This is a genomic window from Nodularia sp. LEGE 04288 (assembly GCF_963896525.1).
GTDB lineage: Bacteria > Cyanobacteriota > Cyanobacteriia > Cyanobacteriales > Nostocaceae > Nodularia.
Map to the genome: position 1 here is coordinate 107,817 of NZ_CAWQOY010000105.1, position 23,586 is coordinate 131,402.

A 23,586-nucleotide genomic window follows, 5' to 3' on the forward strand; every position below is an offset into this window, starting at 1 on the left:
CTTGTGAATGTAAGTAAATGAATACCGATGAGATACACGCAAGAGCCAAAAAATTAGTCACAACTCGCCAAGAGTTAGGCATTAGAAGGGCATTTGCCGATAGTTTAATTATTGGTCAACGAAATCTGATCTTGTTGAGCCGATTTCCCACAGTTGCAGTATCTGTAGTCCTGATCCCCATCATTTTTCTGAGTGGATTTCTGATCACCTTTGAGAAGTTAATGGCAACGCAAGAAATTAATTATATTCAATACTTGCTTCCCATTATTACCCTCCAAGCCATGTTTTTTACAGCAATGGGAGCAGCCGCTAACCTCTCTTACGATATGCAGTCAGGGATGTTTCAACGTTGCCGAGCAATGCCAATTTCACCGTTAGCTACCTTCGGGGGACTGTTAATTGCTTACCTCGTCCGGGCGTTGATTAGTATCACAATTCTAGTCAGCTTCGCCCATCTCTACGGTTTCCGGTTTCAGGCAGGTTTTTTATCTGCAATCGGTTTTTTAGTCTTGACGTTGCTATTTACAACCACGACTATCGCTGGTTATGCTGTCCTGGCTTTAGCATTAAAACAGCCAGATTTAGTACAGTCACTAAGTATTGTTCCTTACGCCCCATTACTTCTACTCAGCACAGGTTTTAGCCCTGCCGAAAATTTCCCCCAATGGCTCCAGCCAATAGTTCTCCATCAGCCTGTAAGCTACACCGCTGAAGCACTGCGGGTATTAGTTAGTGGCGGTGAGTTATTAAATCCACTGTTTTGGTCACTGACTTGGTTACTGGGATTACTGCTGATATTTGTGTTTGTCTCTATTCAACTTAATCAGAGGCGATCGCAATGACTAGACCTCTATCAACTGTAGCTGAATTAGTAGCAGACCATCAGGAAGGTAACTTTTTTCGCACACTCACAGAAATTACCATAATCGCTCGCCGTAACTTACTTCTCGACCTGAGAAACCCAGCTATCATCTTTGGTGCAACGGCATTTCCCGTGTTTCTCTTGCTCGTCTTCACTGCTAGCTTTACCAAGGTAGTCATGCCTAATGGTAGCTATGCAGACTATGCTCAGTTCGTTCTGCCGTTTAACATAGTTCAGGGCTTGCTTTTTAGCGTCGTTAACACTGGAAATGCATTATACAGCGACCTGCAAAGCGGCATGGATACACGATTGCGGACAATGCCCATCGCTAGGTCTGCGGTGCTAACTGGGCGCATCCTCAGTAGTGCTGGTCGTTTACTGATACAGGTAGGAATTACCACCTTAATTGGATATCTGCTGGGCTTCCGTTTTCAAACTAATTTTCTGTCTATAATCAGCTTTCTGATTCTGCCTGTGGTCTTTACTTTGTCTTTTGGATGGTTAGCAGTATTTATTGCTGTCAAGGTCAAGTCAGCAGAAGCAATTCAAGCCGCAATGATCCCCTGGATATTGCCGTTAACGTTTCTGAGTATTGGGTATGTACCAAAAGAAGGCTTTCCCGAATGGATTCAAGGTTTTGTCGAAATTAACCCGGTATCTTCAGCAGCTCAAGCACTCCGTGGTTTGTCTTCAGGTGGTTCAGTAGCCAGTCCAGTGATTGCCACCTTGTTGTGGAGCTTTGTCCTGACTGCGGTGTTCAGTACTTTAGCGATACGCGCCTATCAACACCGGGATTCTTAATCTCGTGATAGTCTTCAGCATTAGGCTAAAATTATTGATATTTCTTCTCAGTAATTTTACTTTGATAGCTAAGATTTATGACTATTAAGCTGAAGATCACAGACTACCAAGAATTTTGGGCAGAAGCGAACCAAAACAATCCACCCAAACCGGGATTAAATTCATTGGGAATTATCCAGGAAATTCCCAGACAAATAGGTACAGGCTATGTGCAGACAATCGAAGTATATCCTCATCTGTGGCTTTCAATTTTGGACAATGAATATCACGATAATGTGTTATTTCAAATTCCAGAGTGGCATCATTCATTGCATTTCTCCTTCCTTCTGGCTGGTAAAATCACCACTCAGCATGGAGGGCAGTTAGGGGGAGGATATACCTGTATCTCTGGTAGCGGTGTTCAACCCAAAATGAATCTCAATTTTACCAAATCCCGATACCTGGGTCTTGAGGTTCATATTTCCCCTGACTTGCTGGCAACTTTTTTTCCAGATGAAACAGGAGAAATTCCCCAGCTATTGCGTTTTTTAACCAAGGAGAACGACTGGCAGGCATTGCTTTACCCTGAAATTACTACTGCTATACAAGGTGTAGTACAGCAAATCATCAGCTGTCCCTACCGGGAAACAATGAAGCGAATGTACTTACAAACCAAGGTGTTGGAACTGATCAGGTTGCAGTTATTTCCCATCTTGGCGGAACAGGATCAACTGCCAGAGTCACCACGACTGAAGCCAGAGACTATCAACCGGATTCATCACGCTAAGGAAATTTTATTGGCACGTTTGGAGAGTCCACCCTCATTGTTAGAATTAGCACAAATAGTCGGAGTAAGCGATCGCACTCTCAAACGCGGATTTCCTGAACTGTTTGGCACAACTGTATTGAGTTACTTAACAGATAAACGGATGAATTTGGCACAGCAACTATTGTGTCAAGGTAACACCACTGTAGCTGAGGTTGCCAACAAAATTGGTTATTCCAACCTGGGACACTTTGCTGCTGTCTTCAAGCGCAAGTTTGGTATCCTTCCCAGCCAATGTTTAGCAAAATCAAAAACAAGCGCTACGTCTGAACCGAAAGGGAGTGTGTGGAGTATGACACCAGGCACAAAGTCCTTTTTGGGATCATGATGCCCTTTTTGAGTTGACTTAGTTGAGAGTTATTCTCTATACTCAGCTTCATTGAATTAGAAATATTTGCAGCAATCCAGTTTCTGTCTCAAAAGCTGGATTGAACGGAGATTAAAAATTCATGACTGCAAAGTAAATTAATTCATTCAACCTCTCCAAGCGGGTGTATCAGGAGTAATTATGAAACGTTGGTGGCTGTCAGGTAGTCTGCGATTGTGGTGTTTAGTCAGTATATCTGGATACTTGAGTGCTATTGGCATTCAACCTGTACAGGCGACACCACAAACAAAGGCGCAATTACAAGGTAATCAGGCAAATTTACAGAGTCATCCTCGGATGCTCCGAAAAGCCAAATTGCCCATTACCAACACTCAATTATTAGTACAGTCGCCAGCAGAACTGATCCAAGTGACAGGAGTGACAGCTAATTCCATTGACCAAGGTGTGGAGGTGATTTTACAAACTACTCAAGGAGAACAGTTACAAATCACAAATCGCAGCGTCGATAATCAGTTTATCGCTGATATTCCCAACGCTCAATTACGTTTACCCAGTGGCGATGCCTTTACATTCACTTCTGAAAACCCAGATGAGAATCTGACTGAGATCACAGTTACGAATTTTGATGCCAATACAATTCGGGTAATAGTCACAGGTAAAACAGGATTGCCCACAGTTGAGTTATTTGATAGCAACGAAGGTTTGATTTTGAGTTTTGCAACTGTATCTGCACAACCAGAGTCAGCAGAAGCACAACCAGAAAGTCAAATAGAACCCAGCCAACCATTGGCTGAAGAAGATGAATCAATTGAATTAGTCGTTACAGGTGAACAATATGAGAGTTATGTACTCCTAAATGCCTCATCTGCTACACGAACTGATACCCCCATTCGAGATGTTCCAGCTTCTATTCAGGTGGTTCCTCGACAAGTAATAGAAGATCAGCAAGTCACTCGCCTAGATGAAGCCCTCCGCAACGTCAGTGGTGTTACTTCCGATAATTTTGCTGGAATCTTCCCTAATTTTACAATTCGTGGCTTCAGAAATGCACCGATTTTACGAGATGGTTTCCGACAATATGGAAGTTTTCAAGTTCTTCCAGAAATTACAAATCTGGAAAGTATTGAAGTTCTCAAGGGACCAGCTTCTATCCTCTATGGAGATATTGATCCAGGTGGATTGATTAACGCAGTTAGCAAAAAACCCTTATCTGAACCTTTTTATGCCGCAGAGTTTCAGCTAGGAAACCGGAATTTTGTTCGCCCCCGTCTTGATATTTCGGGTCCTTTAACTCCCAGTGGCAACCTGCTTTACAGATTGAATACTTTATATACAAAAGATGATGGTTTTCGCGGTTTTGACCAAGCTAATGAGCGTTTCTTTATTGCGCCGACTATTGCTTGGAAACTTGGCGATCGCACTGATATCACTACCAGTTTAGAATACACTAACGAACGACGACCGATGGATTTTGGTTTAGTCGCTTTCGGTGATGGCGTGGTCAATGTTCCTCGCGATCGCATCACCAACGAACCAGACGATCAAAGTGAACAGAACCTTTTCAATATTGGGTACAACCTAGAACATCGTTTTAATGATAACTGGAAACTGAGGAATACTTTTCGATACATTAAACAAGATTTTGTCTCAGATTTTTATTTTCCTGTTGCGTTTAACGAAGTAACTGGCATTTTGCAACGCAGTTTCGCCAAATACGATATAGATATTCAAACTTATTCTCTACAGACGAATATACTCGGTGAGTTTACTACAGGTACAATTAATCACAAAATTTTGTTTGGAATTGATTGGAATCGTCAAAAAGACAACTTTCTTGCACAATTTAGTGTCCCTCCATTTTTTCCACTTAACATTTTTGATCCAGTTTACGGAGTTTCCTCCAGACCTAATAATGTACCTGTAGTTGCTGATTACCTCACAGAATCAAATAGGTTAGGAATCTATTTTCAAGACCAAATTTCACTATTTGATAATTTAAAATTGGTTGCAGGTTTGCGTTATGACAATGTAGAACAAACAAGAAAAGATAATCCTACAGATGTTAATCCATTGAGTTCAGAAACCACTCAAAATGATGATGCTTTTACCCCACAAATAGGCATTGTTTATCAAACCACTCCAGAACTTGGTATTTATGCCAACTATTCACAGTCCTTTACTCCCAACTCAGGTGCTACAATCAGTGGCAATCCACTCAAACCACAAACTGGTCAGGGCTATGAATTCGGTCTGAAGGCAGAACTTTTGGAAGGTAGGTTATTCGGTAATTTGGCATATTTCGATACGACTAAACAGAATGTTCCTACAGCTGACCCAGATTTTCCTAACTTTTTAATCGCCACCGGGGAACAACGCAGCCGAGGAATTGAAGTCGATGTGGCAGGAGACATTTTACCAGGATGGAATGTGATTGCTTCCTATAGCTACACTAATGCTGAAACTACTAAAGATAACAGAATAGCAATTGGCAATCGCTTATTTAATGTTCCGCAACATAGTGCCGGTTTATGGACAAACTACACTATTCAAAGTGGGAATTTGCAAGGCTTGGGGTTAGGAATTGGATTCAACTATGTTGGTGATCGAGAAGGTGACTTAGCGAATACATTTAGGTTAGGCAGTTACTTTCTCACTAATGCTGCCGTCTTTTATCGGCGAAACAACTACCGATTTGCGATTAATTTCAAAAATCTTTTCGATGTGGAATATTTTCAGTCATCTCTGGGCGGTAGAAACAACGGAATTGAACCTGGTGATCCTTTTACGGTCATCGGCTCATTTTCTGTGCAGTTTTAGTTCCAAATTTACTTTTATTGATATTAATGATGAGATTGCCTATTCAATGGACAAGTCAAACCTTTAAGCTCTTTTTCCTAGCTATACTCACGACGTTAATTATTACAGCTTGTGGGGGTGGAATCAGTCAAAATACAGTCAGCCAGCAATCTTCTTCCAGCAAATGTCAAGTTATTCAACATGAAATGGGGGAAACTGAGATTTGTGATCAACCTCAAAAAGTTGTAGTCCTTGGCCCCTATATTTTAGAACCTTTACTAGCACTTGATGTCCAGCCCAGCGGATTTGCTGACCATATCCCGTTTCATCAGGGTGATTACAACAATCCTAGTCAACAAATTCCCTATTTAGGACAGTTGGTGAATAATCAGCCTATTAATGTCGGTCTAGCTTACAATCCTTCTATGGAAGCATTATTAAGAATTAAACCAGACTTAATTTTAGGTTCTGAAACTAACAAAAAGCAGTACAAAAATCTTTCGCAAATTGCGCCAACAGTGCTGTTAAAATGGGCTGATGCTAAACCAAATCTCCTCAAAATTGCCAAAATTTTTGACCGTTCTCAAAAGGCAGAACAAGTTTTAACAGCTATGGAACAGCGATTAGCTACTGCCAAAAAAGCATTTGCACCGATTGTTGCCGCCCATCCTCAAGTTCTGTTATTGTCTTCTGGTGGTCAGTCGCTTCCGGAACAACTCCGCAGTTTTCAACCCGACCGGTTATGTCCGGCTTTGGTGGCAAATTTGGGATTTAAAGTATTACCTCCTCCAGATTTAGCTCAGTCTGCTGAAGGGGTTCCGCCGCTAGTCTCGATCGAAATTTTGCCTCAGTTTCAGGATGCAGATTCAATCATCTTGCTAGGTGCTAATTTCACAGAATTTAATCAAGTCAATGCACAGATGAATTTTGACCCTCAAATCCAAAATCTTCAGCAGAAATGGCAAGAAAATGCGATCGCCAAATCAATGCAAGCTAGCAAGGAAGGTCGCGTCTATTTTATTCCTGGTTATCTCTGTGCGGCGCTCCCAGGAACGATTGGTACAGAACTTTACTTGAATGAACTGGAAAAACAACTGCTCCCAGTGCAATAAATCAAGCTAATTCTTGTTAGTTTATATTCCACACTCAGAAATCAGATGACGACACCAAAACTTTTAACTGATTGTCAGTTTTGCTCAGTAGTTTCCAAAGAAAATGGTGAAGATCCCATTGGTACGGCTAACCCTTGTAGTGGTTGGTTGCTGATGGAATTGCCTTTACCTTGGACTGAAGAGCGCTTTCACTCAGACCCAATTCTCCAGCCCATTCATGATTTGTTTCATGAACTTTATGACCAGGGAATTCGGGTTGCACCAATGGCGATCGCTTCTGATAAAGAGTATTCTATCCCTGGGCTGTCTCGCGTTTTCTACTACCAGCGTCCAGCGTCTACTTTTGCCCAATTTGAAAAACAAGAGTTTCTTCTCCCCCCCAACCAAATTGCTCAACTAGCGAAAGCTCTGATTTTTGAGTCCGCTAATTTACCTCAGTTTGAACAGTACCGAAAAACTGCTATTCCTGTCCGCCAGTTAATGGTCTGTACCCACGGTAACATAGACATTGCTTGTGCGCGATTTGGTCAGCCCATCTATCAAATTCTCCGCCAAGAATATGCGTCTAGTTCCAGTGGTGAATTAGAAGTTTGGCGCTGTTCTCATTTCGGAGGTCATCAGTTTGCGCCGACTTTAGTAGATTTTCCCACAGGTCAGGTTTGGGGTCATCTTGAACCCGAAATACTAGAAGTCTTAGTGCAACGCAACCATCCAGTTACAGAACTGCGTTCATTTTACCGAGGCTGGAGTGGACTGAGCAAATTTGAGCAAATTGTTGAGCGTGAGATTTGGATGCAGGAAGGCTGGGATTGGCTGAAATACCATAAATTAGGACGAATACTAGCAAAAGATCATGTCAATGAAGAGGCTAATTGGGCAGAAGTGCAGATAGATTTTGCTGCTCCCGATGGGCGGGTAACAGGAAGCTACGCAGCTAAAGTTGAGGTTTGTGGTTCGGTAATTAGTGCTTATAACTCTGGACAGGCGTTGACAACTGTCAAGCAATATCAGGTTAGTCAACTAAGACGAACTACATAAGACATCTCCGACAAAGAATATAGAGACGTGAGATGTCAAGATCACGCATATTTTATTTTCACCAGATATCTTAAAAAAAACCTCTCAATTCATCCTTATTTTCAGCAATGCCTTTCTACGCTTATTCATAACTATTCCTAATACTGTTGAATGAAAGTAACAGTATTATTTAACTCCCTTAAATTGACTGTTGTTTTGGAGACAAAGATGGTAAGGTATGAATAACAAACTTATAGAGAAAGTTTTTTAATAAGGAATTGGTGAAGAATACAATTACAGTGGTGAGTACAAACAAGAGTGGCTGTAATACGTTGTTAAAATTTTAGAGATTATTTCCGCTGATGGATACTGTAAAAGCAATAAAAAATCTTGAGGATATACTCAAAGATTTGGGAATTCCAGAGGACATGATTTGCCCTAATGCGCTAATTAATCAAGATTTACAGCTAGATTCTACAGAAATAGTCGAAGTCTCTTTGGCATTAAAACGGAAGTTAGGAATTAAAGTCAAACTCGAAACCCGTCAGGACAAAACTTTGACCGAAATCTGTACTTTAATTGAGTCAGCTTTATCAGAAACGGAAAGTCAGAACTCAATTTAGGTTGAATTATTGCAAATCACTTTAAATAGTGTGTACAAACTAATGAAGATTTTTACGAGCAAAGACCTGCCAAAAAAACGGAAATTAAAGGGATTGGCGTTGATATTGCATCCATACCCAAAATTGCCAAGTTAATTGCTAGCTGCGATCGCGAAACTTTAACCCTTGTCTTTACCACCCAAGAACAAAACTATTGCCATTCGGTTAGCGATCGCCTGCTCTATTATACTTTGTGCTTTGGAGTTAAAGAAGCCGTAGGCAAGGCTTTGGGCATCGGTTTAGTAGGAATTGACTGGAATGAAATTGAAACAGACTTAACTCAAGCACAGCCACAAGTTCGTTTATCCGGACAAGCCAAAACTCAAGCTCAAATTCTGGGGATTAAACAGTGGTTGGTGAATTGGTGGGAGTGGCAAGATTGCGTGCTAGTTAATGTTTTAGCTCTCTGTGAGGAACAGATAAATGAGTAGAATTGACGAAGATTTAGGTGATGTTTTTAACCTTGCGTCTTATTTGCTAGAGGGCAATTTAGCACGAGGAAATGGAGATAAAATCGCTCTGTGCGATCGCGATCAAACTTATACTTACTCACAATTAAGTAATTTAGTCCGACGTAGCGCCAAGTTAATGGCAAAACTCGGACTAGAAAGAGAAAATCGGATTGCCATTTTACTACCCAATCAATTAGAGTCGGTAGTAGTCTTTTTAGGAGCAATTTGGCTGGGTGCTATCCCCGTACCGATTAATCCGGCTTGTTCTTTAGCAGAAATCAACCACATTCTCCAAGACTCTCGCAGCAAGGTTTTGCTCACAAGCCATACATGGCAAGAAAAACTGACTCCTCTCTCGTCAGAATATTTACGTCATGTCTTACTCGTCGATGGCCAACAACCTTTTTTATCTCAGCTACAAGATGGCGCTGAACTCACAACTTGTGCCTCAACATCGGGTGATGAAGCAGCTTTTTGGCTTTACACTTCTGGGAGTACGGGAAAACCAAAAGGCGTAATTCATGCCCATCAGAGTGCATTAGTCTGCATCAAACAATATGCTGAAGCCGTCTTAGGCTTAAACGAGGAAGATATTCTCTATTCCGTCGCCAATATCGCTTTTGCCTATGGTTTAGGAAACAGTGTCTATTTTCCGATGGCAGTGGGTGCAACCTCGGTGTTATCTGATGCCAGTAATGCCTTCGGCATGATTGAAGACATTCAACGCTATCAACCCACAGTATTTTTTGGCATCCCTAGCGTTTATGCCAGAATCTTAGAATTAAAAGACATTGTGGCGTTAGACTCCTCATCTCTGCGCTTATGCGTATCCGCAGCCGAACAACTACCAAAGCCTATTTGGAATGAATGGAAAGAGATACATGGCCTAGAAATTTGTGAAGGAATTGGAACAACAGAGTTTTTACATATCTTTCTCTCAAATCGTATAGGAGAGTCTAAACCCGGAAGTTCTGGTCGTCCCATAGGTGGCTATGACGTGGAGGTTGTGAATGAAAGTGGTTTTCCCTGTGAAGATGATCAGATTGGCGAACTACAAGTGCGTGGCGAAAGTTTGATGCTGGGTTACTGGAATCAACTGCAAAAAACGCGCCAAGCTATCTTCGGTAACATGATGCGGACTGGAGATAAGTATAAGCGCGATCGCAATGGTTATTTCTGGTTTATGGGACGAGGAGATGATTTATTTAAAGTCAACGGTCAATGGATTTCGCCTTTGGAAATAGAAGAAGTTTTACACCAGCATCAACAAGTTTTGGAAGTAGCAGTAGTCCCAGAATATCAAGGTGGCGAAAAACTGACAGAAATCGTCGCATACATCAGCTTGAAATCCTCACAACAGCCTAGTGTAGAGACAGAGAAAAGTATTCGTCAGTTTACTAAACAGCATTTACCTCATTTTAAAACTCCCAAACAGATTTACTTCCTGGACAAATTACCCCGGACATCTACAGGCAAAATTCATCGTCAAGTATTAAAAAAACACTCTGATTCATTAATTCTCGCTCCATAGAGTTTTCACTCAGGAATCAAGACCAAGAGCATTTTTTGATTGCATACTTGATTTTTCCCAAAATCTCATCACTGAAAAAAACCTTAGCAAAATATTAAATAGGAAACTAATGCTAGTAGAAATTAAAACCGCAGTTAAATATCAGGAAACTTTTGTTCCTGGGCAAAGAGAAGCAATTGTAGTTCTTAACAATCTTCTGGAAGCAGGAATTTTTAGCGAATATTTCCTGTATGAAGGTAAGGATGAAGTTCGCATTGCTGGAGGCCAACTAGCTAAAGTCGTAGTCACTCCCGATCAAGTATTACTTGAAAGTCCAGAACGGTCGGCTGCGGAACCAATTAGCGATCCCTTTAAACAGGTCGAGGCTTTATTAAATTCTTTGTCTATTGGAGATTGGACAGCCTATGGTTATACAGCCTTTGAGCTAGCGCATTTTTATTCTTCTTACTCCAAAGTCGGTCAACAGCCTTTGTGTCACTTTTTAGTTCCCGAAACTGAGTTGCACTTTACCAAACAAGGAGTCAAGATTAAAACCACTAAGTCCTTAGATTTGGTCAGACGACAACTGTTTGTTGATAATCCGTTACCAAATTACGAAGCCGCAACCTTTGACCTTGATGGCAAAGATAGAGCAAAATATGAAAACTCTGTCAGTACCTTGATTGACTCAATTAAAAATGCTAATTTGCACAAAGCTATTATTTCTCGTTCCTTTAATTTTCCTGGAGACCTAAATACTTTAGGTACTTATGTTCTCAGTGCTAAAGCAAATAACTCTGCCCGTTCTTATTGTTTTAATCTAGGAGATATTCGTGCAGTCGGTTTTAGCCCTGAAACCTTAATGGAAGTGAATCGCAAAGGTTTTGTCACCACTAATCCTTTAGCGGGAACGCGACCCCGTGGTGTCAATATAGAAGAAGATATTAGGTTTAACAACGAACTTTTTACTGATGCGAAAGAGGTCAAAGAACATTCCCTTTCGGTTTGGTTGGCACAGGATGAAATTGCTGCCGTTTGTGTACCAGAAACGGTGCAAATATTAAATTTCATGGAAGTTAAACAATATCGTTGTGTACAACACCTATCATCGCGAGTTGGGGGTCAACTCAAGGTAGGTAATACCCTTTGGGATGCTTTCAAAGTCTTATTTCCCGGAATTACGGTATCGGGAATTAGTAAAGACAAAGCCTTAAAATGGATTGATCATCTAGAGGAAGAACCAAGGGGAATTTATGCTGGTGGTATTGGTTGGTTAAACAGTCACGGAGAAGCAGATATCGCGATCGCAATCCGTTCAGTTTATCAGTATGGCAATCGGATTCAGTTAAATGCCGGAGCAGGAATTGTGGCTGAATCTATTCCTGAAAATGAGTATATCGAGTCTGTGAATAAGATGAACACCATGTTAAATAATTTAGTTCTCAGAAAATAGATTAATTGTTGCACTTGTGCATTTTCTCTGCAAGAAGCTGCTTCAGATTTACATCTTCTATATCTCAGGAGATTGTCCATGTATACAAAAGAATGTCAAGATGATCGCATCATTAAGCACAGTTTGGAAATCGTCAAAATTCAATCATTCAAACAAGTTTTAGCACGAGAAGGAGAGAATTTTGTCAAGCAACACTATACAAATCTTGAATGTAGCGTTACCGATGCTGGTGAAAGGTGGATTCAATATTTAGCTGGTCGTTGGGCTGCTAAAACTGTAATCACTAATTGTCTGACTAAAGACGAAAGCCAAAGCGCTAATTTGACCAACAAAAATCACGATCAATCTATTTCGTGGCTGAATATTGAAATCAGCAGATTGCCCACGGGTCAACCGTTAGTAAAACTGTTCGGTAAATACCAAGAAAGAGCAACGAGACTGGGGATTAAGCAATGGCTATTAAGTATTAGTCATACTGCTATCTATGCTGTAGCTAGTGCCGCCGTAGTCGTAAAAAATAGCCAATTATAAAGATAGTTAGGATTTACACAATAACTCTGGTAAAATTCTGATTTTTTCTCCCCTAACTCCTGCTCACTACCAACATTTCCAATTTAATGATTGTGTCCACACACTCCACACTTTTACCAATAGGCATTTGCTCCCTAGCCATTAGCTTTCCTGAAGTTATTCGTACTAATGATTATTGGCAGAAAAAATATCCTGAGCTTGTAATTTCTCAGCCCAAAAGAAACAGAAAAACTCGTTCTCCAATATCTCACAGAGAAGATAATGGTTTTGATATTTGGTCTCAAGAAGTTGCACCCTATTTATCAGACTCCTTTCGCGGCAGTTTAGAACGGCGAGTTTTGGGTGAGCATGAATCTTCCCTAGATGTACAATGTCGGGCAGCAATGGACGCATTGACAGCAGCTAAATTAACCGCAGCAGAGGTAGATGTTGTTCTTGTCACTGCCCTTTTTGCTCATAATTTGGGCATGGATAATACCACTCAATTAGCACGAAAATTAGGCTTGAAATGTCCTGTATGGAGTCTTGATTCGACTTGTTCTAGTGCGTTGATAGCTCTGCAAAATGCCCACGCTTTAATCCAAACTGGAGAATATCGAAATGCCTTGATAGTTGTTTCACACTTTGGTTCAAATACTGTTAGAGAAACAGATACCCTAGCTTGGTCGATGGGAGATGGTGCAGGGGCTTTTATCGTCAGCCACCTCCAACCAAATCAAGGAGTTTTAGCTAATAAAGTGGTTTCTACGACTATTACCCATAGTGCATACTCTCACGAACTAGAAATTGATCAGTTAGGTAAACCACAAATTATCACGCAAACTGGAGAAAATGCCGGCAGTTTAGCAGAAACAGCCGTTGATTTCGTTCGCACCTGTTGTCAAGAAGTTGCGGTTAAAGCGGGAGTAAATTTAGCAGAAATTGATTTTTTTGTTTTTAATACTCCTACAGCTTGGTATGCCAATGTTTGTACAAGAGCTTTAGGTATTCCACCGGAACGCACGATTAATCTTTATCCCTACTATGGCAATATTGGACCTGTTTTTCCCCTAGCGAATCTTTACCATGCAGTTAAAGAAGGAAAAATCACAGAAAATAGTTTAATTTTAATCTACACTAACGGCGCATCAGCTACCGCAGCAGCAACAATTATGCGTTGGGGAGATGTGGGACTGGGAACAGCACCAGCACCTGCAATTACATCTCGCGATACTACCATTCAGCTACAGCAAATAGAACAGCGTGATGGCGCGGAACAAAAACTATCAAAAGCAGAAATATTAGCTGCACAACCAGAAGAACAACAGCAAATAGTCCAAAACTATTTAATAGCATGGTTATCTCATTCCTTACAGCTTTTACCTGACGAAATCGACCCTCAACAAACCTTAACAATGTGGCTTGATTCTTTAATGGCATTCTCTCTGAGAAGTCGCATAGAAGCAGACTGGGAAATTAGAGTCCCGATTGAAAATTTCTTTGGTGAAAATAATTTAATTAATTTGACTCAGCTAATATTAGATAGGTTAGCTCTGAGCAATTTATTAATTTCACCATCTGTCAATAGCAACGAAGATTTAGAACGAGAAACATTGAGTTTGTAAATTAAATATATCTTCTATTCATGGAAGAACATACTCTAAGAATGGCGTTGCTGATTGAGAATATGAATTTGTCTCACGCAAAGGCGCAAAGGCGCAAAGGTACGAAGAACAAGAATGATGCCAATCAGACAGGATTTCATCAGCAAATTGCGAAAACTAATATTTGAATAAAATGAATTTACATTTACTTTTACATACTCTCTCTAGCCAAGGTATAAAACTAGCGGCTAATCACAATTCATTAGCGGTTGATGCCCCCAAGGGAGTCTTAACACCGGAACTGCGCGATGCTTTACTTGAGCATAAAATCGAACTTTTAGAATTGTTGCGGCAAAATAGCCTGAATAATGCGGCTTTACCCCCCATCATTCCTGAACCAAACCAGCGTTATGCACCTTTCCCTTTAACTGATATGCAGCACGCTTTTTGGGTAGGGCGCAGTGGTGTATTTGAGTTGGGTAATGTTGCTAATCATGGTTACTACGAGATTGAAGGTCAAAATTTAAATTTAGAACGATTAAATCAAGGACTGCACAAATTAATTGATCGCCATGATATGCTGAGGGCGATTGTCTTAGCAGATGGTCAACAACAGATTTTAGAAACAGTTCCTCCCTATGAAATTAAAGTTTTAGATTTACGAGGTAAAGACCAAGGTTTGATTGCGTCTGAACTAGCAGCAATTCGCGATCGCCTGTCACATCAAGTTTTACCTGCGGATCGTTTTCCCTTGTTTGAATTTTGCGTCACTTTATTAGATAAGGAACGCTTTCGTCTACATATTAGTTACGATTTGCAAGTTTTTGATGCTTGGAGTTTATTTCGTCTGTTTGATGAATGGCATCAACTTTATCAAGACCCCGAAAGAGAATTAACGCCCCTAACCATCTCCTTTCGGGATTATGTTCTCGCCGAACAAGCGATCGCCAAGACTGAATTATACGCGCGATCGCAAAACTATTGGTTTGCTCGCTTAGATAGTTTACCTAATGCACCAGAGTTACCTTTAGCTAAACACCCACAAGAAATTAAAAATCATCTCTGTCAAAGGTATCAAGGCGGTTTAGCACCAGAGGAATGGCGACAGTTAAAACAAAAGGCAGGACAAGCAGGTTTGACTCCCACAGGGGTATTGATGGCTGCTTTTGCCGAGATTATCACAGTCTGGAGTAAAAACCCGCAATTTACGATTAATCTGGCTTTATTTAACCGTCTGCCACTGCATACCCAAGTTAACGATATTTTGGGGGACTTTACCTCGGTCAATTTACTAGCTGTAGATAATTCTACTCCCGAAGCATTTAGCGATCGCGCCCTTCGGTTACAAAAACAACTCTGGCAAGATTTAGAACATCGTTATATCAGTGGCGTAAAAATAACTAGAGAATTGGCTCGTAAAAAAGGTACTGCACCCAGTGCTATGCCAGTAGTCTTTACCAGTACCCTCGGCTTTAGTTCTATCGGACAAGACACCTTAACCTTTAGCCGCTTTGGGGAGTTAGTCTACGGTATTAGTCAAGCATCTCAAGCTTGGATGGATGTTCAAGTCTGGGAAGAAAAAGAAACATTAACTTTTAACTGGGATGTGGTCAAAGAACTTTTCTATGAAGGTTTGATAGAGGATATGTTTGAGGCTTATTGCAGATTTCTCAAACAATTAGCAACCAATGATTCTGCATGGCACGCCACAGAAAGACAGCTAATTCCGCCAGCGCAACTAGCACGCAGAGAAGCCCTGAATAATACTACTACTCACCTTCTGGATACGACTCTGCAAGGTTTATTTAGCAAACAAGTAGCCCAAAGACCAGAAAAGACGGCTGTTGTTGCTAGCGATCGCACTTTAACATATCAAGAATTAAGCGATCGCAGCCATCGAGTTGCTCATCGTCTGCGTTCTTTAGGAGTGACTTCCAACCAGCTAGTAGCCATAGTTATGGAAAAAGGATGGGAGCAAATTGTCGCTGTCATGGGAATTATTACTTCCGGTGCAGCTTATATTCCCATCGATCCTCAATTACCCCAACAGAGAAAAGAATATTTACTCGAACATAGCCAAGCCAAAATAATTCTGACTCAATCTTGGCTATTAGAAACCCTGAAATTACCAGCCGGAATTGAGACTATTTGTTTAGACACAGACGATTTAGCCGATGAAAGTAATCAAGCCTTAGAACCAATCCAGACAGATGAAGATTTAGCTTATGTCATCTATACTTCCGGTTCTACAGGCTTACCAAAAGGGGTAGCGATCGCACATCGCAATGTGATTAACGTCGTCGTTCAAACTAATCAGCGCTTCCATATTGACGACAAAGACAGCATTCTCAATATTTCTGCCCTGCATCACGACCTGTCAGTTTACGATATTTTTGGTCTTCTCAGTGCTGGTGGGACTATCGTGATTCCTGATGCCGAAAAAATTAAAGACCCCAGCCATTGGGCAGAATTAATCACCAGAGAAGCAATAACTCTGTGGAATTCTGTACCGCCGATGATGGAAATGTTAGTAGATCGCTTAGAGATGCAGCCCCAATCTCTACCCCAAAGTTTGCGTTTGGCTATTTTAGGCGGTGATTGGCTACCAGTTTCCCTCCCCGACCGCCTCAGAGCTTTAATTCCCCAAGTTAAAATACTCAGTATTGGGGGACCCACCGAAACAACGGTTTGGAATATTGGCTATGAGATCGCCGCAGTGGAGCCGACATGGAAGAGTATTCCCTATGGCAAACCGATGGCAAATTCTAAATATTATATTTTGAATGAAATGCTCGATGATTGTCCCGTTTGGGTAACTGGTGAAATGTATTGTGCGGGGGTACAGTTAGCCAAAGGTTATTGGCAGGATCAAGCCAAAACAAACGCGAAATTTATCATTCATCCCCGGACTGGCGAAAGAATTTATCGCACAGGAGATATGGGACGCTACTTACCCGACGGCAATATCGAATTTTTAGGCAGGGTAGACTTACAGCTAAAGATTCGGGGATATCGCATAGAAGCGGGAGAAATTGAGGCTACTTTAACCCAGCATCCCGAAATTAAAGCGGCAGTAGTTGTGGCTATCAAAAAACAAAATCGGGAATATTTGGTGGCTTATTTAGTTGCTCACTCTTCAGTCCCACCAGCCATAGTCCAATTGCGCTGTTTTTTAGGCGATCGCTTACCAGAATACATGATCCCATCAGCTTTTATTTTCCTCGATGCCTTACCGCTTTCTGCCAATGGCAAAATTGATCGTCGCCAGCTTGCTGAACGCGAATATCTAGAGGAAATAATGACGGCTACTTATATAGCCCCTCAAAATAATTTGGAAATTCAAATTGCTGCGGTTTGGCAAGAAGTTTTAGGTTTAGAAAAAGTTGGTATCAATGATAATTTTTTTGATGTGGGCGGAGATTCGTTGTCAATTGCTAAGGTTTTTAACAAGTTGAATGATACGTTGCCTAATCAAGCTAAAAATATTTCATTCATAGAAATGTATAAATATACAACTATTTCTTCTTTAGCTAACTATTTGGGAAGCAATAATTCTACTAGTTTAGATATGACAAATATTGAAGAAAAAACTAGCAATGAGTTGAAAAAACGCCATTTAGGACGGTTGTTAAATAAATCAAAGCTCAAATAATATAGAAGGACGAACCGCCAAGACGCAAAGAACGCCAAGGGAAGAGGTTTTTTGCATTAGGTTTTTAGATTTTTACCAAATAGAGATTTTCTTCGGAAGTCTAATATGGTTTTTCAATAGTTATCACTTTGTACGCAACAAGTTTTTATTTAATCTCAAACTATGGAACAGCAAACAAACGGTTTGGAAATAGCGATTATTGGTATGGCTGGGCGTTTCCCAGGTAGTAATAATACCCAAATATTTTGGGAAAATTTAATTAATGGGAAGGAATTAGTTTCAGCTTTTACCCATTCTGATTCCTCAGCTAATGGGAGTATAAAAGCAGGTGGCGTACTGTCAGATATAGATTTATTTGATGCTGACTTTTTTGGCTTTAATCCCAGAGAAGCTGAAACAATGGACCCCCAACACCGTTTATTCTTAGAATGCGCTTGGGAAGCCTTGGAAGACGCAGGTTGTAATTCCGAAACTGAGTCAAGACCTATTGGTGTATATGCTGGTGTGGGTATGGGAACATACTTACTTAACAATCTTAGTCTTCACCCAGATTTAATGGCATCTCAAAGTTTTTTACAAACTCTGGTTGGAGCGGATAAAGATTATCTTTCTACTCGCGTATCCTACAAATTGAATCTCAGAGGCCCTAGCATCAGCATCGGTACAGCTTGTTCTAGTTCTTTAGTCGCAGTTCATCTCGCCTGTCAAAGCTTGCTTAGTGGTGAATGCGATATGGCTTTAGCCGCCGGGGTAGCTGTGAAAGTTCCTCAGAGTGAAGCCACTCTCTTTCCAGAAGAAATTGGTGCTACTGATGGACATTGTAAAGCTTTTGATGCCAAAGCTAACGGGACAGTGGGCGGTAATGGACTGGGAGTTGTCGTCTTAAAGCGGTTAGAAGATGCTGTGGCTGAAGGAGACCATATCTATGCGGTGATTAAAGGTTCAGCAATTAATAATGATGGTGCTGTCAAAGTCGGCTACACCGCACCGAGTCAAGAAGGTCAAGCAAAAGTAATTCGCACTGCCCAAATTATGGCAGAAGTCGCACCAGAAACCATTAGTTATCTAGAAACTCATGGTACGGGAACGGCGATGGGCGACCCGATTGAAGTTAAAGCCATGACTGAGGCTTTTCAAAGCAGTACTAACAAAAAAGGCTACTGTGCGATCGGTTCAGTCAAAACCAATATCGGACATTTAGATGCAGCCGCAGGTATTGCTGGCATGATTAAAACTGCATTAGCTCTTAAATACCAAAAACTGCCCCCCAGCCTCAATTTTAGTGAGCCAAATCCCAATATTGATTTTGAAAATAGTCCTTTTTACGTCAATACCAAACTTACTGATTGGGAAACTAACGGTACTCCTCGTCGCGCTGGGGTGAGTGCTTTTGGGTTTGGTGGAACTAATGTTCACTTAATTTTAGAAGAAGCACCCAGGAAACAGTTATCAGTTAATAGTCAGCAGTTATCAGCTAGAAAATATCAGCTTTTAGTTGTTTCGGCTAAAACCAGTTCTGCTTTAGAAACTGCTACCAGGAATTTAGTTAATCATTTAAAACAACACCCAGAAGTTAATTTGGCTGATGTCGCTTATACGTTGCAAGTAGGTCGTCGAGTATTTAGTCATCGTCAGATGGTTGTTGTGGAAGATATTAAAGATGCAATCGTCGCCTTAGAGTCGCCCCAAAAAAGTTTCAGCACAAATAAGTCGCCTGTGGTGTTTATGTTTCCGGGACAAGGGGCGCAGTATGCAGATATGGCCAGAGAACTGTATGAGAGCGAATCTATTTTTCAAGAGGAATGCGATCGCTGTTGTCAATTACTCCAACCCCATTTACAGTTAGATTTGCGTCATCTCCTGTATCCGTCGCCAGAACAGAAGGAAGAAGCCACAGAAAAATTAAATCAGACCGCAATTACTCAACCAGCTTTATTTGTAATTGAGTATTCCCTCGCCAAACTGTGGATGTCTTGGGGAATTGTTCCCGAAGCTTTCATTGGTCATAGCATTGGGGAATATGTCGCCGCTACTCTAGCTGGTGTTTTCTCTTTAGAAGATGCGCTCTCTTTAGTCGCCCTCCGCGGAAAATTGATACAGCAATGTCCTACGGGAGATATGCTTTCAGTTTATTTATCAACCGAGGCGTTGTCAGCTAAATTAAATCCAGAGTTAACCATTTCTGTGAGGAATAGTCCTTCTCTGAATGTAGTTTCAGGTTCGGTAGAAGCGATTAAAAAACTCGAAATCCAGTTACTGACAGAAGACATCAAGTGTCGTCGCTTGCATACTTCTCATGCTTTTCACTCTCCCATGATGGCATCGGCGATCGCGCCTTTAAAGCAGGCAATTAGTCAACTCAAACTCAATCCCCCCCAAGTTCCTTTTATTTCTAACGTTACAGGTACGTGGATAACTCCAGAAGCATCTGTAGACCCTAACTATTGGACACAACAGCTACAGCAACCAGTGAGATTTTCTGAGGGAATTACTGAATTACTCAAAGATGCACGGCGGATTTTTCTAGAAGTCGGCCCTGGACAAACTTTAAGCAGCATCACCAGACAGCAAGCCACTGACAGAACTATACTTAATTCACTCCGCCATCCTCAAGAGGATAATTCTGATCTAGCTTTGTTGCTCAATACTCTAGGACGGCTATGGCTGGTAGGAGTAGAGATAGATTGGACTAAATTCCATATCCACCATCAACGCGATCGCCTGTCGTTACCGACCTATCCCTTTGAACGTCAGCGTTACTGGATCGATCCACCAGAACAGAAAGATCATTCCCCTCTAGGATCACCAAACAAAAAACCCGATATCGCCGAATGGTTTTACGTTCCTTCTTGGAAGCGTTCTATGACACCATTTCACCAGGTCATTGATCTGAACAATCATCAATGCTGGTTGGTGTTTATGGATGGTGCTAATTTGGGTTCAGTTATGGGGCGACGACTGGAAGAAAGCGGGGCTACCGTGATTCGAGTCGCTATGGGGGAAGAGTTCAGCCGAGTCAGCGAAAACATCTATACAATTAATCCCAGCGATCGCCAAGATTACGATAGACTAATTCGAGAAGTTCTGAAATTGGGGCAAATCCCCCTCATCGCTCATCTCTGGACTGTTAGCTGCGATTTATCTTTCGCAGAATCTCAAGTTTTGGGTTTTGATAGTTTACTCTATTTAGCTCAGGCGATCGCCACCCAAAATTTTACAGATCCATTGCATCTAGGCGTGGTGTCTAGCAATATCCACAATGTCACGGGAAATGAAACAATTTCTCCAGAAAAAGCCACTATCCTCGGTACTTGCCAAGTTATTCCCCAAGAGTATGCCAATATTACCTGTAATCATATCGATTTAGCCGGTGCTAATTTCTCCTACAGCGAATTTATTGACCGCCTGATTACAGAGATTGCTAGTAAATCCACAGATACAGTTGTTGCCTATCGAGACAATTCTCGCTGGTTACCCACTTACGAATCAGTCCGTTTGGCAGAGAATCAAGATATAGCACCTTTAAAAGAAGAAGGCGTTTATCTGATTACAGGCGGTTGGGGCGGTATTGGCTTCACCATCGCCAAATATTTAGCCGAGACAGTCAGAGCCAAATTGGTTTTAGTCAGCCGTTCTATCCCATCAAAAGCAACGTGGACAAATGCCAACCATGACGAAGCTACTACTGCTAAAATTCATCAAATATTGGAATTAGAACAGCTTGGGGCTGAAATTCTGTCTCTGAGCGCAGACGTTTCTGATGCTGTCCAAATGGCAACTGTCGCCCAATCAGTAGAGCGCGTTTTTGGTAAAATAAACGGCATCTTTCACACGGCGGGAATTCCTGGAAGTGGGATTATTCAACTAAAAACCCCAGAAATGGTAGCGCAGGTAATGGCAGCGAAAGTCAAAGGAACGTTAGTAATTAAGCAGATATTTAAAGATGTACCTTTAGATTTCTTGGTGCTTTTTTCTTCCATCAGTTCTACTTTAGGTGGAGTGGGACAGGTTGATTACTCTGCGGCTAATGTCTTCTTAGATAGTTTCGCGCGATCGCCAGATGCTCAAAAAAACTGGTTGACAACCGCAATTAATTGGGATATTTGGCAACAAGTTGGCATGGGAGCCAACATGATTAATCTTCCCGATGCTTTCAAGCAAAAGCGATTAGAAACCCTGAAGGCAGGTATTACCAACAACGAAGGATTAGACGCATTGAAGCGTGTGCTGCAAAGTGGACTAGATCGAATCATTGTCTCAACTAAAGATTGGCAGGGGGTACTCTCTCGACGAGATGAGATTGTTCTGGATGAATTTGACCCAGTGCAGAGCGTAACAGGTTTACCCACTTCAGCTAGTAGCTATGACGCACCAACTAATCACATCGAGCAAGGAATTGCTCAAGTTTGGCAAGAACAACTCGGTATCGAGTTAATAGGCATTCATGACAACTTCTTTGAGTTAGGCGGACATTCTCTATTAGCGATGAAAGTGATCTCGCGACTGCGGGGAATTTTTGCAGTAGATTTGTCCCTACGCAATCTTTTAGAGACTCCAACTATAGCTCAAATTGCCGATGCGATCGCCAACGCAGGAAACCCCCAACCAGAAGCAGAACTCCATAACGTCCTCACCGCCATCGAAAATTTGTCAGCCGAAGAACTCCAAGAACTTTTAGGGACTTCCAAGAAATAAACAAACGTTAGCGTAGCTTGCCGAAGGCTACCACAGAGGCACAGTTCGCGGAGCGTCTCGTAGAGAGGACACAGAGTCAAGAGGGTTTGAGAGGCTTCCGCCGAACGGTTTTTTGCTTTGGAAGTTAAAAACTTTAAAACAAGTCGAGGAAAATACCCAATGAAATTCAGTCTGTTTTATTTTTCTGGGGATGGTTCCACCTCCCAGAATGACAAATATCGCTTATTTATTGAAGGTAGCAAATTTGCCGACCAACAGGGCTTTTCCGCCGTTTGGATTCCAGAACGTCATTTTGATGCTTTTGGCGGTTTATATCCCAATCCATCAGTGTTAGGAGCGGCAATTGCCATGGTGACTGAGCAAATTCAAATCCGCTCTGGTAGCGTTGTGATGCCCCTCCAGCACCCTCTGCGAGTCGCCGAGGAATGGGCTGTGGTGGATAATTTATCACAAGGTAGAGTGAGTTTATCTTTCGCTCCTGGTTGGCAACCTAATGACTTTGTTCTTTATCCCGAAAAGTATGCTGACAAAAAGGAAATTATGTGGCGGGATATTCAAACTGTGCAGAAGCTTTGGCAAGGAGAAGCAATTGCACTTGAAGGTGGTAAAGGCAAATCTATCCCCACTCAAACATTTCCCAGACCGCTACAACCTCAGCTTTCAATTTGGATTACTTCTCTGTCGGATGAGACATTTATTGAAGCTGGCAGAATTGGAGCTAATATTCTCACTTCCTCGCTGTATCAAAGTTTAGAAGATATTTACCGCAAAATCTCACTTTATCGCCAATCGCTAGCCCAGCACGGTCACGACCCGCAGCAGGGAAAAGTAGCGCTGATGATACATACTTTTCTGGGTAAAAATATCGATGAAGTTAAACAAAGAGTCAAGGAGCCTTTTACTAACTACCTCAAAACCCATTTGGATCTTATGGCTAAAACGGTGGGTCAATCAAGATTTTCTATAGACCCGAAAACAATGTCTGCCCAAGATTTAGAAGATTTGTTGGCATATAGTTTTGAGTCTTATTTTAATACAAAGGTCTTGATGGGAACTCCAGAAAGTTGTAGAAAAATGATTGATGATTTTCAAAAAGCTGGGATAGATGAAGTGGCTGCTTTAATTGATTTTGGAGTTGATTTTGATGGGGTTATGGAGAGTCTTAATTATCTTCAAGAACTTAAAAGCCATTACGAAATAGTTCCGGTTGAACAAGTTTTGATTAATTGAATTTAGGGGTTACGTCTGAATTCTGGAATCCGGAATAACGTTAGCGTAGCTTGCGCGTAGCGCGTAGCGCAGAGGCACAGAGGACACAGAGGGATAA

15 protein-coding genes are annotated in these 23,586 nt (G+C 41.4%); all 15 read left to right on the plus strand.

Translation table 11 applies throughout. The features are described 5' to 3' along the window. Positions 1–17: 17 nt before the first annotated feature. The 15 genes from AACX33_RS11420 (at position 18) to AACX33_RS11490 (ending at position 23,489) form a co-directional block, all read left to right on the plus strand. Positions 18–842, plus strand: coding sequence for an ABC transporter permease (locus tag AACX33_RS11420; protein WP_194003055.1), 825 nt, complete (start codon positions 18–20; stop codon positions 840–842). Next, positions 839–1,663, plus strand: a complete 825-nt coding sequence (locus AACX33_RS11425; protein ID WP_194003053.1) for an ABC transporter permease — start codon at positions 839–841, stop codon at positions 1,661–1,663. Before AACX33_RS11420 ends, AACX33_RS11425 begins: the two co-directional genes overlap by 4 nt. A 77-nt stretch (positions 1,664–1,740) precedes the next feature. Next, on the plus strand, positions 1,741–2,796 hold the full coding sequence (locus AACX33_RS11430; protein ID WP_194003051.1) for a helix-turn-helix transcriptional regulator: 1,056 nt from the start codon (positions 1,741–1,743) through the stop codon (positions 2,794–2,796). A gap of 180 nt (positions 2,797–2,976) precedes the next feature. After that, positions 2,977–5,613, plus strand: a complete 2,637-nt coding sequence (locus AACX33_RS11435) for a TonB-dependent siderophore receptor (RefSeq protein WP_194003049.1) — start codon at positions 2,977–2,979, stop codon at positions 5,611–5,613. A 26-nt stretch (positions 5,614–5,639) separates the two neighbouring features. Continuing rightward, positions 5,640–6,704 carry an ABC transporter substrate-binding protein gene (locus tag AACX33_RS11440; protein ID WP_227788678.1) on the plus strand — a complete coding sequence of 355 codons (1,065 nt, stop codon included), beginning with the start codon at positions 5,640–5,642 and terminating at the stop codon, positions 6,702–6,704. Between the two features lie 45 nt (positions 6,705–6,749). Continuing rightward, entirely contained in the window at positions 6,750–7,742 is a 993-nt protein-coding gene (locus AACX33_RS11445; RefSeq protein WP_194003047.1) for a sucrase ferredoxin, read from the plus strand. A 341-nt stretch (positions 7,743–8,083) separates the two neighbouring features. Next, positions 8,084–8,344: an acyl carrier protein gene (locus AACX33_RS11450; RefSeq protein ID WP_194003045.1), complete on the plus strand. Its 261-nt coding sequence runs from the start codon at positions 8,084–8,086 to the stop codon at positions 8,342–8,344. 92 nt (positions 8,345–8,436) lie between these two features. Then, a complete protein-coding gene (locus AACX33_RS11455; protein WP_339406503.1) occupies positions 8,437–8,814 on the plus strand; it encodes a holo-ACP synthase in 378 nt (125 codons plus the stop codon). Next, positions 8,807–10,366 (plus strand): benzoate-CoA ligase family protein, encoded by a 1,560-nt coding sequence (locus tag AACX33_RS11460; protein WP_194003043.1) that lies wholly within the window; start codon positions 8,807–8,809, stop codon positions 10,364–10,366. The genes AACX33_RS11455 and AACX33_RS11460 overlap by 8 nt, the downstream gene beginning before the upstream one ends. A 109-nt stretch (positions 10,367–10,475) precedes the next feature. Beyond that, positions 10,476–11,798 carry an anthranilate synthase component I family protein gene (locus AACX33_RS11465; protein ID WP_194003041.1) on the plus strand — a complete coding sequence of 441 codons (1,323 nt, stop codon included), beginning with the start codon at positions 10,476–10,478 and terminating at the stop codon, positions 11,796–11,798. A gap of 78 nt (positions 11,799–11,876) precedes the next feature. Further along, complete coding sequence (locus tag AACX33_RS11470) at positions 11,877–12,329, plus strand: holo-ACP synthase (RefSeq protein ID WP_194003039.1); 453 nt, start codon at positions 11,877–11,879, stop codon at positions 12,327–12,329. Between the two features lie 86 nt (positions 12,330–12,415). Further along, positions 12,416–13,933: a 3-oxoacyl-[acyl-carrier-protein] synthase III C-terminal domain-containing protein gene (locus AACX33_RS11475; RefSeq protein ID WP_194003037.1), complete on the plus strand. Its 1,518-nt coding sequence runs from the start codon at positions 12,416–12,418 to the stop codon at positions 13,931–13,933. Positions 13,934–14,105: 172 nt separating this feature from the next. Continuing rightward, the gene (locus AACX33_RS11480; protein WP_194003035.1) at positions 14,106–17,564 is read left to right on the plus strand and encodes a non-ribosomal peptide synthetase; all 3,459 of its coding nucleotides are present in this window, start codon (positions 14,106–14,108) and stop codon (positions 17,562–17,564) included. Positions 17,565–17,726: 162 nt separating this feature from the next. Next, positions 17,727–22,259: a type I polyketide synthase gene (locus AACX33_RS11485; RefSeq protein ID WP_194003033.1), complete on the plus strand. Its 4,533-nt coding sequence runs from the start codon at positions 17,727–17,729 to the stop codon at positions 22,257–22,259. Positions 22,260–22,418: 159 nt separating this feature from the next. Beyond that, the gene (locus tag AACX33_RS11490; RefSeq protein WP_194003031.1) at positions 22,419–23,489 is read left to right on the plus strand and encodes an LLM class flavin-dependent oxidoreductase; all 1,071 of its coding nucleotides are present in this window, start codon (positions 22,419–22,421) and stop codon (positions 23,487–23,489) included. The last annotated feature ends 97 nt before the right edge of the window (positions 23,490–23,586 follow it).